This window comes from Saccharopolyspora sp. 6V (genome assembly GCF_020176785.1).
GTDB classification, from domain to species: Bacteria; Actinomycetota; Actinomycetes; order Mycobacteriales; family Pseudonocardiaceae; genus Saccharopolyspora_C; species Saccharopolyspora_C gregorii.
This window is the reverse complement of the sequence record NZ_JAIUKB010000010.1, coordinates 11,236-23,286: the sequence shown is the minus strand read 5'-3', so window position 1 is coordinate 23,286 and position 12,051 is coordinate 11,236. Positions and strand designations below refer to the sequence as shown.

13 protein-coding genes are annotated in these 12,051 nt (G+C 73.9%); 5 read left to right on the top strand and 8 right to left on the bottom strand.

Going from position 1 to position 12,051, the window contains the following annotated elements:
* Window positions 1–327: 327 nt before the first annotated feature.
* Window positions 328–513: a hypothetical protein gene (locus tag LCD35_RS01575; protein WP_225043612.1), complete on the top strand. Its 186-nt coding sequence runs from the start codon at window positions 328–330 to the stop codon at window positions 511–513.
* 111 nt (window positions 514–624) lie between these two features.
* Window positions 625–1,950: a DNA polymerase IV gene (locus LCD35_RS01570; protein ID WP_225043611.1), complete on the top strand. Its 1,326-nt coding sequence runs from the start codon at window positions 625–627 to the stop codon at window positions 1,948–1,950.
* A 6-nt stretch (window positions 1,951–1,956) separates the two neighbouring features.
* Here LCD35_RS01570 and LCD35_RS01565 read toward each other — a convergent pair whose 3' ends face one another.
* The 3 genes from LCD35_RS01565 to LCD35_RS01555 all read right to left on the bottom strand — a co-directional run bounded on the left by LCD35_RS01565 (window position 1,957) and on the right by LCD35_RS01555 (window position 5,200).
* Window positions 1,957–2,742 (bottom strand): hypothetical protein, encoded by a 786-nt coding sequence (locus tag LCD35_RS01565; protein ID WP_225043610.1) that lies wholly within the window; start codon window positions 2,740–2,742, stop codon window positions 1,957–1,959.
* 106 nt (window positions 2,743–2,848) lie between these two features.
* Window positions 2,849–4,036, bottom strand: a complete 1,188-nt coding sequence (locus LCD35_RS01560; RefSeq protein WP_224960403.1) for an acetyl-CoA C-acetyltransferase — start codon at window positions 4,034–4,036, stop codon at window positions 2,849–2,851.
* A gap of 222 nt (window positions 4,037–4,258) precedes the next feature.
* Window positions 4,259–5,200 (bottom strand): hypothetical protein, encoded by a 942-nt coding sequence (locus LCD35_RS01555; RefSeq protein ID WP_224967040.1) that lies wholly within the window; start codon window positions 5,198–5,200, stop codon window positions 4,259–4,261.
* A 124-nt stretch (window positions 5,201–5,324) separates the two neighbouring features.
* Between LCD35_RS01555 and mce the strand changes: the two genes are divergently transcribed.
* Window positions 5,325–5,765, top strand: a complete 441-nt coding sequence (gene mce, locus LCD35_RS01550; RefSeq protein ID WP_224960400.1) for a methylmalonyl-CoA epimerase — start codon at window positions 5,325–5,327, stop codon at window positions 5,763–5,765.
* Between the two features lie 3 nt (window positions 5,766–5,768).
* Here mce and LCD35_RS01545 read toward each other — a convergent pair whose 3' ends face one another.
* Window positions 5,769–6,362 carry a TetR/AcrR family transcriptional regulator gene (locus LCD35_RS01545; protein ID WP_225043609.1) on the bottom strand — a complete coding sequence of 198 codons (594 nt, stop codon included), beginning with the start codon at window positions 6,360–6,362 and terminating at the stop codon, window positions 5,769–5,771.
* 75 nt (window positions 6,363–6,437) lie between these two features.
* On the bottom strand, window positions 6,438–6,827 hold the full coding sequence (locus tag LCD35_RS01540; protein ID WP_224960398.1) for an SPW repeat protein: 390 nt from the start codon (window positions 6,825–6,827) through the stop codon (window positions 6,438–6,440).
* A gap of 183 nt (window positions 6,828–7,010) precedes the next feature.
* On the opposite strand from LCD35_RS01540, the gene LCD35_RS01535 reads away from it, so the two are divergent.
* Window positions 7,011–8,642 carry a M protein gene (locus tag LCD35_RS01535; RefSeq protein WP_225043608.1) on the top strand — a complete coding sequence of 544 codons (1,632 nt, stop codon included), beginning with the start codon at window positions 7,011–7,013 and terminating at the stop codon, window positions 8,640–8,642.
* Window positions 8,643–8,857: 215 nt separating this feature from the next.
* On the opposite strand, the gene prmC is transcribed toward LCD35_RS01535, so the two are convergent.
* The 3 genes from prmC to rpmE form a co-directional block, all read right to left on the bottom strand.
* Window positions 8,858–9,733, bottom strand: a complete 876-nt coding sequence (gene prmC / locus LCD35_RS01530) for a peptide chain release factor N(5)-glutamine methyltransferase (protein WP_224960396.1) — start codon at window positions 9,731–9,733, stop codon at window positions 8,858–8,860.
* A 137-nt stretch (window positions 9,734–9,870) separates the two neighbouring features.
* Window positions 9,871–10,944: a peptide chain release factor 1 gene (gene prfA / locus LCD35_RS01525; RefSeq protein ID WP_225043607.1), complete on the bottom strand. Its 1,074-nt coding sequence runs from the start codon at window positions 10,942–10,944 to the stop codon at window positions 9,871–9,873.
* A gap of 125 nt (window positions 10,945–11,069) precedes the next feature.
* Window positions 11,070–11,294 carry a 50S ribosomal protein L31 gene (gene rpmE / locus LCD35_RS01520; protein WP_224960393.1) on the bottom strand — a complete coding sequence of 75 codons (225 nt, stop codon included), beginning with the start codon at window positions 11,292–11,294 and terminating at the stop codon, window positions 11,070–11,072.
* Between the two features lie 236 nt (window positions 11,295–11,530).
* Between rpmE and LCD35_RS01515 the strand changes: the two genes are divergently transcribed.
* Window positions 11,531–11,914, top strand: coding sequence for a hypothetical protein (locus LCD35_RS01515; RefSeq protein WP_225043606.1), 384 nt, complete (start codon window positions 11,531–11,533; stop codon window positions 11,912–11,914).
* Window positions 11,915–12,051 lie beyond the last annotated feature (137 nt).

Here is a 12,051-nt window from a genome sequence, read left to right as displayed (position 1 = left end):
TGCCGCCCGCGCCCCCCCGCGCGCCCCCCGCGCCCCCCCCCCCCCGGGGGGGGGGGGCCCGGGGGGGGGGGGGGCGCGCCCCCCCCCCCCGCCCCCCCCCCCCCCGGGGGGGGGCCCGGTTTCGTTCCGGGGGTCGTCGCGACAGGAAGGTTCCCTTCGTCGCGTCCGTGACAGGAAGGTTCCCCTCATCGCACGCGCCGGGCGCCCACGAGCTCCGCGTGACAGGAAGGTTCCCTTCCTCCCACCCGTGACCGGAAGGTTCCCTTCCTCGCAGCATGAGGGCCCGGATCGGTGCCGTGCCTGCCGCGACCGCCCTACGCTGGGGACATGGCTTCCTACGGAGAACTCTTCCCGGGGCGCAAGCTCCGGCACGAGGGCGATCAGGGCGCGCCCGGGCGTGAGCACGATCCGGGTGGCCCGCTGGACCTGGACCGCGGCGTCGTGTTCCTCGCGCCGCCGAAGCAGGGGTCCGGTGAGGCACCACCGGAGCGGGACGCGCCTGCCGAGGACTGACCGCGCCCGAGGGCGAGGAAGGGAACCTTCGTGTCATCCGTGACCGGAAGGTTCCCTTCCTCCCGGGCGGGGTGCGTGGTCGTTGTCGGTGGCATCTCGTTGAATGTGCACATGCGCAGATGGGTGCTGCACGTGGACATGGACGCGTTCTTCGCGTCGGTCGAGCAGCTCACCCGTCCCACGGTCGCCGACCGGGCGGTGCTGGTGGGCGGCTTGGGGCCGCGGGGCACGGTGGCGGGGGCGAGCTACCAGGCCCGCGCCTACGGGGCCCGGTCGGCGATGCCGATGGCGGAGGCGCGGCGGCGCTGCCCGGTGGCGGTGGTGCTGCCGCCGCGGGGCCGTGTGTACCAGGCGGTGAGCCGCCGCGTGTTCGAGATCGTCCGGGACGTGTCGGAGGTTGTCGGCCAGGTGTCGATCGACGAGGCGTTCCTGGAGCCGGTGGAGCTGGCGGGTGCCGAGCCGGCGGAGGTGGAACGGTTCGCGGCCGGGTTGCGGGAGCGGATCCGCGGCGAGGTGGGAGTGCCGGCGTCGGTCGGTGCGGGTTCCGGCAAGCAGCTGGCGAAGATCGCGTCGGGGTTGGCGAAGCCGGACGGAGCGCTGGTGGTGCCGCCGGAGCAGGAGCTGGAGCTGCTGACCGGGCTGCCGGTGCGGAAGTTGTGGGGCGTGGGCCCGGTCACCGAGTCGAAGTTGCACCGCATCGGGGTGTACAGCGTGGGTGAGCTGGCGGCGCTGCGCTTGGGCGATGCGACGGCGCTGCTCGGGCAGGCGCACGGCGCGGAGTTGCACCGGCTGGCGCACGGCGTGGACGACCACCCGGTGGCGGAGCGCGCGGAGGCGAAGCAGGTCAGCGCCGAGACGACGTTCGACGTGGACATCACGGAGCCGGTGCGGTTGGCGACCGAGGTGGACGGGATGGCGGAGCACGCGCACCGCAGGCTGGTGTCCTCGGGCCGGGCGGCGCGGACGGTGACGGTGAAGGTGCGGGACGCGGATTTCACGACGATCAGCCGGGCGGAGACGTTCGCGACGGCGACCTCGGACCTGGGCCCGCTGGGTGCGGCGGCGCGGCGGCTGATCGGGGTGGCGGTGCCGCCGGGCACCCCGATCCGGCTGGTGGGCGTGTCGTTCTCGGGTTTGGCGACGTCGGAGCAGGAGGCGTTGTTCGGCAACCCGTCCCAGGAACCCGAGGCGGTTCCGGAACCGGACTCGTCGGCGCCGGTGGCGGATCCCGCGCCGGTGGCGGCGCACCGGTCGTGGCGCGCGGGCGACGACGTGTTCCACCCGGATGCCGGGCACGGCTGGGTGCAGGGCGCCGGGTTGGGCCGGGTCACGGTCCGCTTCGAGACGGCCGTGACGGGTCGCGGCCGAGCCCGCACGTTCCACGACGACGACCCGGCACTCACCTCCGCAGACCCGTTGGACAGCCTCGGCTGGTGAAGGGCCTCAGAGCTTGGTCGAGTCCGGGAAGTGGATGGGCGGGAGGTGCCTTCGGTAGTGCCCGACCCACTTGCGCGGCGCCACGGTCTGCACGCCGCGTTCCACGGCGCGCGGGAGCCGGGTGAACGGCGGCAGGTGGAAGCGGTAGCGCACCGAGGGGGTCCCGGGCAGCGAGGGCTGCTCTTCGACGCGCCAGCGCTCCAGTTCGGGGTGCCTGCTGCTGAATCCCGGGTCGGCCGGGTAGAACTCCAGCGCCACGCGCCGCTCGGGGTGCACGGGCCGCTTCTGCTCGATCCACGGGAGGCTGCCGATGCCGATGGCGGAGATCTCGTTCCACGACACCCCGTACACCTCGCCGAGGGTGCGGGCGTAGAAACCGCTGCGGTCGAGCAGGAATCCGCGGCTGCTGAGCATGCCCCGGGAGGAGATCACGAAGCCGAGGAACACGATGCCGAACACCAGCTGCCACACCCACATGCCGACGGTGCTGCCGTTGTTCGCCAGGGTGGCCGCGCACAGCACGGTGCCGAGACCGCTGACGCCGCCGCCGATGAGCAGCAGGCGGAAGCTGTTCGCGGACACGTCGACGTCCTGCGCTTCGGGACCGAGCCCGACGGGCGCCGGGGGTTCCGGGGGCTGCTCCTGCTTGCCGTAGACGCGGGTCGCGGAGCCGCCGCGTTCCGCCCCCATCCGCGCGGTGGCGTCATTCCTGCGGGTGACGCGGCCGGGCACCGTCGCCCATTCCCGTCCGGCCCGGTCCGCGCGTTGCCATCCACCTGGAAGCCACTTCATGCTCGCCAGGGTAGCGGCGAACACGGAACGTGATCACGGTCGGTGGCGCGAAACCAGGGCGGCATCAGGGTGATTTCCGGGCTCCCCCGATGCCGCCCGTGCCGGGTCAGCCGGCGGGGACGCGGAGGATCAGCGCGTCGCCCTGACCGCCGCCGCCGCAGAGCGCGGCCGCGCCGGTGCCGCCGCCGCGGCGCCGCAGTTCCAGCGCCAGGTGCAGCGCGATGCGGGCACCGGACATGCCGAGCGGGTGGCCGAGGGCGATGGCGCCGCCGTTGACGTTGACGACGTCCGGGGAGAGCCCGAGCGCGCGGGTGGAGACGATGCCGACGGCGGCGAACGCCTCGTTGATCTCCACCAGGTCGAGGTCGGCGACGTCCACGCCGCCCTTGGCGCAGGCCGCCTTGATCGCGTTCGACGGTTGTTCGTGCAGGCTGGCGTCCGGGCCGGCGACGACGCCGTGCGCGCCGATCTCGGCGAGCCAGGTCAGGCCGAGTTCCTCGGCCTTCGCCCTGCTCATGACGACGACGGCGGCGGCGCCGTCGGAGATCTGCGAGGCCGACCCGGGGGTGATGGTGCCGTCGGGGGCGAACGCCGGGCGGAGCTTGCCGAGCGATTCGGCGGTGGTGTCCGGGCGGATGCCCTCGTCGGCGTCGACGACGACCGGGTCGCCCTTGCGCCGCGGCACCTCGACGGGGGTGATCTCCTCGGCGAACGCGCCGCGTTCCGCGGCGGCTCCGGCGCGCTGGTGCGAGCGGGCGGCGAACTCGTCCTGCTCAGGCCGGGTGAGGCCGTGCCGGGAGTTGTGCTTCTCCGTGGAGGCACCCATCGCGATGTCGTCGAAGGCGCAGGTCAGGCCGTCGAACGCCATGTGGTCGACGAGCTGCGCGTCGCCGAACTTGGTGCCTTCGCGGGAGCCCGCGAGCAGGTGCGGGGCCTGCGTCATCGATTCCTGGCCGCCGGCGACGACGACGTCGAACTCGCCGGCGCGGATGAGCTGGTCGGCGAGGGCGATGGCGTCGAGCCCGGACAGGCACACCTTGTTGATGGTCAGCGCGGGCACGTCCATCGGGATCCCGGCGTGCACGGCGGCTTGCCGGGCGGGGATCTGGCCGGCGCCGGCGGTCAGCACCTGCCCCATGATCGTGTACTGCACCTGGCCGGGGGCGACGCCGGCGCGTTCGAGGGCGGCTTTGATGGCCACACCGCCGAGCTGCGCGCCCGAGAAGTCCTTCAACGAGCCCAGCAGGCGGCCCATCGGGGTGCGCGCCCCGGCAACGATCACAGATGTGCTCACAGTGGCCTCCCGGCCCTCTCGTCGACTACCGCTGCGCACCGCTCGGGCGCGCTCTCCATCATGCGCTCGACCCGCCCACGTCCACGCGTGGCACGCAGTGCCATCTGGGCACTCTCGCACAGGAACACCATCGGCAGGAAGGTTCCCTTCCCGTCACGGCGCCGGCGAGGAAGGGAACCTTCCTGCCACCGGTGACCGGAAGGTTCCCTTCCTCGCAGTCCGTCAGCAGGCGCCGCGGCCCGCGGTGAGGTCGCACAACCCCGCCCCCGCCGACCAGCGCAACGACTCCCGGGCGTCGGAGCCGAGCGCCCTGGACGCGGACACGTCGCCGCGCGCCCCGGTGTCGGCGGCGAGCCAGTAGCGCACCTCGTGTCCGCCGCGGGTCAGCACGTAGAACGGGTCCGGCACCGGCGCGGGCCCGTAGCCGGGGACCCGCCACGCCTCGTCCCCCTGCGCCGCGGCGGGGTCGACGAAGGCGCAGTCGTGGACGGCGCCCGCGTAGCGGCACCGCCGAGGTGCGGCCCCGCCGTGCATGCCGACGGTGGTGTCCTCGACGACGCCCGCGGCGAGGAGCCGCTGGTACACGTCCTCGCAGGCACCTTCGTCGCAGGCGTACCAGGAGCTCCAGGCGGCGGCGCGCGCCGCGGCCGGGGAGGAGCCGTCGCCCAGTTCGCCGCAGTACTTCCGCACCACGTGCGGTGCGACGGTGCGCGCGGCCGTGCCGGTGTCGATGGCGGCCGCCGCGGTCGCGTCCGCGCCGAGCCCGGCCGAGTCGAGCTGCCAGGCCCCGACGCCGGGGCTGAAGAAGATCCCCGGTGAGCTCCGCCCCGGGTCGGCGAGCGCGGTCCCGTCGTCGTACCGGGAGAGCGTCATGGGCGCCGGTGCGCCGCCGGAGGCCGCGACCTCCGGCCAGGTGGGCGCGAGGACCAGGCGAGCGGCGGTGTCCACGTCCACCGCGCAGTCCGCCCCCGCCGCGGCGTCGGCGGCCGCGGCGCGCACCGCCGCGTGCGGTTCGGCTCCGAACTCCAGCGGCCCCGGGTCGACCCAGGCGCGTTCGTGCTTGAGCCGGACCTCGTCGGGTACGCCCGCGGAGATCGACGGGAGGCCGATCACGAGCACCGCGGTGGCCACCGCGATCAGCCGGGTTCGTCGTCCGGAGACCATGTCCCACCCTCCACGTAGACGGCGCGCGGCGCCCGGGCGCGCACCGCGGCGGCACCCGGGCCGAGGCCTTTCCTGCCACATCTCGCACCCCCGCGCAGGATTCGCGGCGCGTTAGGCTCCCGCCATGCAGAGCGAACTGAGCGGGTTGGTCACCGCCGTCGACCACGTCGGCATCGCGGTCACCGATCTCGACGCCGCGATCGAGTTCCAGCGCGCCACGTTCGGCCTGGAGGTCGCTCACACCGAGGTCAACGAGGAGCAGGGGGTGCGGGAGGCGATGCTGCGCGCGCCGGGCGACGCCGCCGGGGCCACCCAGCTGCAGGTGATCGCGCCGCTGCGCTCCGACTCGGCGATCGCGAAGTTCCTGGACCGCAACGGGCCGGGCCTTCAGCAGCTCGCGTACCGGGTCACCGACGTGGACGCGGCGAGCGAGGCCCTGCGCGCCAAGGGCCTGCGGCTGCTCTACGACGCGCCGCGGCGGGGCACCGCGGGCAGCCGCATCAACTTCGTGCACCCGAAGGACGCGGGCGGGGTGCTGGTGGAGCTCGTCGAACCCGCGTCCTGACCGTCAGCGCGGGCCGCGCCCGCGGGCGATGAACTCGATCTCGCGGTCGGCGGACTCGTCGTGCTCGGCGCGCCCGGCGACCGCGTGCCGGTGGTCGATCACCCTGGCCAGCAGGACGGCGGCGGTGTCCACGTCGGCGCGCGCCGGAGCGGGTGCCGCGGCGGTGACGACCTCGCGGACCTGGGCCACGACGGCCCGGAAGCGTTCGCGCAGCGCGCGCCGGACCGCGCTGTGCGTGTCGGCCTCCCGCCACAGCAGGTGGTGCAGCGGCAGCGTCGCCTCGAACCGCCGGTCCAGCTCGGCGACCAGGCGGCGCAGCGTGCCCGCCACGTCGCCCGGCACCACGATCCGCCGGACGTCCACGCGCTCCGCGGGCAGCCGGTCCACGAGCGCCACCAGCAGGTCCGGTTTGCGGCGGAAGTAGTAGTGGATCAGGCCCTTCGGCACGCCGGCCCGCTCGGCGATCCGCGACGTGGGGGTGGCGGCGAACCCGGACTCGGCGAACAACTCGCCCGCCGCCGACAGGATCCGCTCCCGCGCCGACGCCGCCGGCGCGCGACGTCGGCGACTCGGCTTCCCGTCGGTGAACTCGCGCACAGCGCCTCTTCCCGTCAGCGGGCCGCACCGACCGACCGCGCGGAAGTCCCGCGGCCGGAGCGCGCGGCCGACCGGTCAGTGCTGACCGGCCACGCCCCTGCCGTGCGCCACGGTCGCCTGCGGCAGCGCCGCGGCGCCGACGAGGACGGCCAGCACCCCCGCCACCCAGGAGGTCCACGCGGCCCCGGTCAACGCCGCATAGCCCAGCACCCACGGCGCGATGAACAGCAGCACCCCCAGCAGCATGTGGGCGTACTCGCTGGTCATCGACCTGGGCAGCGCCAACGACCACACGGCGGCGATCACCAGCAGCCCGCCGAGCACGACCATCGCCGACAGCGCACCGCCGTTGGTGCGCGTCCACATCGTCGCGAGCACGACGTACACCCCGATCACCAGCGCCGCCCAGTCCTGCCACCGCGTCCAAGGCCGGACCTGCGACGGTTCGTTCGTCCTGGTCGCCATGTCGATCACCTCCAGCAGCCCGCCCGACGCACCCCACCGTTCGCGTTGACCGGCCGGCCGAACAAGGGACTTCCGGCCCGAGACCGCGCGCTCAGCCCCGGTCCGGTGGTTCCGCGGCGCGATTCTCCGGTCATCCCGCCCACACCTCCCACAACGCGGTTGCCTTCCAGGTAGCGTTGAACCATGGGCCTCGCCGACGATCGTGATCTTCTCCCGCTGGGATCGGGCTTCGACCTCGTTCGCAAGAACGGATACGACCGCGCCCAGGTCGACGAGCATCTCGAACGGGTCGACGCGGATCTGCGCATCATCACCTCCGACCGCGACGCCGCCGTGTCGCAGGCACGCGATCTGTCGAAGCAGCTCGAATCGTCGCGCTCGGAGATCGAGAACCTCCGCGGTCAGGTGGAGCGGCTGTCCAAGCCGCCGACCACGCTGGAAGGGCTCAGCGAACGGCTGCAGCGGATGCTGCGCCTCGCGCAGGACGAGGCCAACGACATCCGCGCCCGCGCCGAGAAGGACGCCGCCGAGACCCGCGCCCGTTCCGAGGCCGAAGCGGGCGCGCTGCGCACCCGCTACGAGAAGCTCATCGCCGAGGTCGACACGCGGCGCTCCGAGATGGAGCAGGAGCACCGGTCGACGCTGGAGAAGGCCAAGGCCGAAGCCGAGCGGATCACCACCGAGGCGGAGGAGAACCGCAAGCGCGCCGACGAGGAGTCCGAAGCCCGCCGGGTGCAGGTCGAAGAGGACTTCGAGATCGCGATGGCGGCGCGGCGCACCGAGTCCATGAAGCTGCTCACCGAGCAGGAGACGACCAGCAAGGCCGACGCCCAGCGCCGCGTCCGCGAAGCCACCGAGGAAGCCAACCGCAGGCTGCGGGAAGGCACCAACGAGGCGCACCGCCGGGTCCGCGAGGCCACCGACGAGGCCACCAGGCTCACCACCGAAGCCCAGCAGGCCGCGGAGAAGCTGCACCGGGAGAGCACCGAAGCCGCCCAGCTCCTCGAACGCGAGAGCACCGCGGCCGCGGACAAGCGCGAGAAGGACAGCATCGCCGCCGCCCAGCAGCGCGAGAAGGAGAGCGTCGAGGCCGCCGAGAAGCGGGAGCTCGACAGCACCCGGGAAGCGGAACGGCTGGTCGCCGAGGCCACCGAGAAGGCCGAGCGGATGGTCCGGGAGACCACCGACGAAGCGACCCGCCTCGTCGAGGAGGGCACCCGGGAACGCGAACGCCTCATCCGGGAAGCGCGGCTCGACGCCGAGCGCAGGCTCGGCGCCACCACCGAGGAGTGCCAGCGCAGGCTCACCAAGGCCGACCAGCAGGTGCACTCGCTCACGGAGCTGCGCGACACCGTCGCGAGCAAGCTGCGGGACGCCGCGGAACTGCTCGGCCAGACCACGCCGCTGCTCGCCCGCCTCGACCAGGAGGACGAGGAGGAGGCCGCGCTGCGGGAAGCCGCCGCGGAAGCCCGCGAGCAGGCGCGCAAGTCCGCCGAAGCCGAGGTCGCCGAAGACCGCTCGCACGAACCCGCACCGCAGGCCGCCCAGCCGGGGCAGCGCCCCGCGCAGCAACCCCAGCAGCGGCCGCAGAACCAGCAGCGCAGCGGAGCCGAAGGGCCCACGGAGAAGATCCAGCGCCAGAACCTCCCCGGCGCGGCCAACCCCGGGCAGCAGCAGCGGAACCCGCACGACCCGCCGACCCGGCGGATCCAGCTGCCCATCCCCGGCGCGGCCGAACAGCAGCAGCGCCAGGGCACCGAGCAGGGCGGCCCGAAGTCCGCACCCGCCGAGCAGGCACCGCGACAGCACCGCTGATCGACCACCGGGCGAGTCCCGGACGCGTTCGCGAAGCCCGGCCAGGGCACACCCCGGCCGGGCTTTTCGACGTCCGCACCCCGGTGGAGGAAGGGAACCTTCCGATCACCGGTGGCAGGAAGGTTCCCTTCCACCACCCACCGCGCGGATCCGGGCAGCACGAAGGCCCGCTCGTCGCGGGAAGCGGAACGGCCGGCAGCGCACCGGCCGGTGGATCAGTGCTCCGGCACGGCCCGCCGCGCGGTGGCGAACCGCGGGCGCCCCGCCAGGTCCGGGTGGTCCTCGACGTCGCACAGCACCCGCCGCGCCTTGAGCAGCGCGGGCACCGAACCGCCGTGGGTGTCGTCGTGCTCGATCGCCACCCCGCCGCCGGGCCGCAGCAGCCGCGCGGCGCACCCGACGACCTGCCGCACCACGTCGAGCCCGTCGCGGCCGCCGAACACGGCGCCGTGCGGGTCGTGGTCGCGCACCTCCGGCGGCACCGGCGTGCCCTCGGGCACGTACGGCGGGTTGCACAGCACCAGGTCGACGAGCCCTTCGAGCTCCATCAGCAGCGTCGGATCGCCCACGTCACCGGAGTAGAGCCGGACCGGGGTGTCGCCCGCGGCGGCCTGCTGGTCCACGTTGTGCCGCGCCCACGCCAGCGCGTGCGGGTCCAGTTCGACGGCGTGCACCTGGGCGTCGGGGCGGGCGTGCGCGGCGGCCAGCGCGAGCGCCCCGGTCCCCGTGCACAGGTCGACGATCACGGGCCGCTCCACGCCGTCGAGCACCGAGAGGCCCCAGGCGAGCAGCAGCTCCGTCTCCGGCCGGGGGACGAACACGCCCGGCCCGACGCTGAGCTCCACGCCGCCGAGGTGCGCGTTGCCGACCAGGTGCTGCAGCGGGATCCGCTCGGCGCGGCGCTGCACGAGCGCCTGCAGCGCCTCCACCACCGGCGGGTCGACCAGCGGCACCATCATCAGTTTGGTGCGTTCCACGCCGAGCAGGTGCGCGGCCAGCAGTTCGGCGTCCGTCCGGGGGCTCGCCACGCCTGCCGCGGACAACCGACGTTCCGCTTCGAGGATGGCCAGGCGCAGTGGCTGTCGAGTCACGGGGGCAAGCTTAGAGCGCATGATCCGGGAGCTCGTTCAGGCGACACCCCGGAACGCGGAGAACCGCCCCGGCACGGCGAACACGACCCGGTCGGGTCGATCCGGTACCGCGCGGCCCGGGCACGCGGCCGGTCCGCTCAGGCACTCGCGGCAAGCCGATCGGCGCGGTCCGCGGCGATCAGCGCCTCCAGCACCCCGTCCAGGTCCCCGTCGAGCACGTGGTCCAGGTTGTAGGCCTTGTAGTTGACCCGGTGGTCGGAGATGCGGTTCTCCGGGAAGTTGTAGGTGCGGACCCGTTCGGAGCGGTCCACGGTGCGCACCTGGCTGCGCCGCGTCTCGGCGGCCTCCTTCTGCGCTTCCTCCTCGGCGAGCGCCTGCAGCCGGGCGCGCAGCACCTGGATGGCGCGCAGCTTGTTCTGCAGCTGCGACTTCTCGTTCTGGCAGGACACCACGGTGCCCGTCGGCAGGTGGGTGATGCGCACCGCGGAGTCGGTGGTGTTGACGCTCTGCCCACCGGGCCCGGAGGAGCGGTACACGTCGATGCGCAGGTCCTTCTCGTCGACCTCGACCTCGACCTCTTCGGTCTCCGGGTACACCAGGACACCGGCCGCGGAGGTGTGCACCCGGCCCTGCGATTCGGTGACCGGCACCCGCTGCACCCGGTGCACGCCGCCTTCGAACTTCAGCTTCGACCACACGCCGTCCGGCCCGGTGTCCCCGGCTTTGGCCTTCACCGCGACCGTCACGTCCTTGTAGCCGCCCAGGTCGGATTCGGTGGCGTCGAGCACCTCGGCCCGCCAGCCCTGCCGCTCGGCGAAGCGCAGGTACATCCGCAGCAGGTCACCGGCGAACAGCGCCGATTCCTCGCCGCCCTCCCCGGACTTGACCTCCAGCACCACGTCGGAGGAGTCGTGCGGGTCGCGGGGCAGCAGCAGCTCGGTGAGCTTCTCCTCCAGCTCCGGCACGGATTCGGCGAGCGCATCGGCTTCGGCGGCGAACCCCTCGTCGTCGGCGGCCAGCTCGCGCGCCGTCACCAGGTCGGAGCGGGCCTGCTCCCACTCCTTCGCGACCTTCGCCACGGGGGTCAGCTCGGCGTAGCGGCGGCCGAGCTTGCGCGCGGTGGCCTGGTCGGCGTGCACGTCCGGTTCGGCCAGGCGCCGTTCCAGTTCCGCGTGCTCCGCGAGCAACTCGTCGAGCTTGGACGTTTCCACGGGAACCTTCTTCGCTGCTGGACCGGACGGGCTGGACCGGGATTCGGCTGGACGAGCGGGCAGGGCCCGGCACGACGACGGCGCCCGCCCTGCGCGGTGCGCGAGGACGGGCGCCGTCGGCCCAGCTACTTCGCGGCGTTCTTCTGCCGCCGGCCGTAGCGGGCCTCGAAGCGAGCCACCCGGCCACCGGTGTCCAGAATCTTCTGCTTGCCCGTGTAGAACGGGTGGCAGTTGGAGCAGACCTCGACCGTGATGTTGCCGGCCTTGCTGGTGCTCCGGGTGGTGAAAGTGTTCCCGCAGCCGCAGGTCACCTGGGTGGCGACGTACTCGGGGTGAATGTCCGACTTCACGCGTGTCCTCCTGTTCGGGGCCGCCGGGTCCTCGCCGACGATCATCGCGAGGTGAACCGGAGCCGACTCGGCCTGTCATTCTGCCAGACCGAAGGCGCTGACCTGGAACGCAGTCGCCGAGCACGTTATTCCTGGCGAGCGGCTCGCCCGACCGCCCGGCGCGGGCAGGCGACCGCCCGCCGAGCGGCCGCCGCGACGCGGTGCGATTGGACCCGTCCGCCAGCATCCTTGATCCCGTGCTGTGCCCTGCGCTGCGTGACCTCACGGTCCGGATGTGGATCCTGCTGCCGCCGCTGTTCCTCGTCGGCGCGAGCGGCGTGGCCGCGCTGGTGTCCTGGTCCTTCCAACCGGGACGGCCCGGGCTGGAGGTGTCGCCGCCGGTGCTGCTGGGGTTCGCCGCGGGGCTCGCGCTGTTCACCGGCGGGAAGGTGCGCTGGTCCCGCGACTGGCAGCGCCGCTGGCTCCGGTTCGCCTACCCGGCCGCGCTGTTCGGCTGCGCGCTCGGCGCCGACCGGGTGCTGGTGCCGCTGCTGCCGACGCTGCTGCTCGGCGGGGTGGCGCTGGTGACGCTCGTGGTCGTCGCGGTCCGCGGTGCGGCGCGGACCTGCGAATCCCGCTGACCGCTCCCTGATCCCCCCAGCTTTCCCGCGCACCCGCGCACCCGCGCACCCGCGCACCCGCGGGGGGGGGGGCCCGACGGGGCCCCGGGGGGGGCCGGGGGGCCCCCCCCCCCCCCCGCGCGGGGCCCCCCCCCCGC

Coding starts and splice junctions, on each gene's coding strand:
- LCD35_RS01575 (WP_225043612.1), top strand. CDS start 328: ATGGCTTCCTACGGAGAACTCTTCCCGGGGCGCAAGCTCCGGCACGAG.
- LCD35_RS01570 (WP_225043611.1), top strand. CDS start 625: ATGCGCAGATGGGTGCTGCACGTGGACATGGACGCGTTCTTCGCGTCG.
- LCD35_RS01565 (WP_225043610.1), bottom strand. CDS start 2,742: ATGAAGTGGCTTCCAGGTGGATGGCAACGCGCGGACCGGGCCGGACGG.
- LCD35_RS01555 (WP_224967040.1), bottom strand. CDS start 5,200: ATGGTCTCCGGACGACGAACCCGGCTGATCGCGGTGGCCACCGCGGTG.
- mce (WP_224960400.1), top strand. CDS start 5,325: ATGCAGAGCGAACTGAGCGGGTTGGTCACCGCCGTCGACCACGTCGGC.
- LCD35_RS01540 (WP_224960398.1), bottom strand. CDS start 6,827: ATGGCGACCAGGACGAACGAACCGTCGCAGGTCCGGCCTTGGACGCGG.
- LCD35_RS01535 (WP_225043608.1), top strand. CDS start 7,011: ATGGGCCTCGCCGACGATCGTGATCTTCTCCCGCTGGGATCGGGCTTC.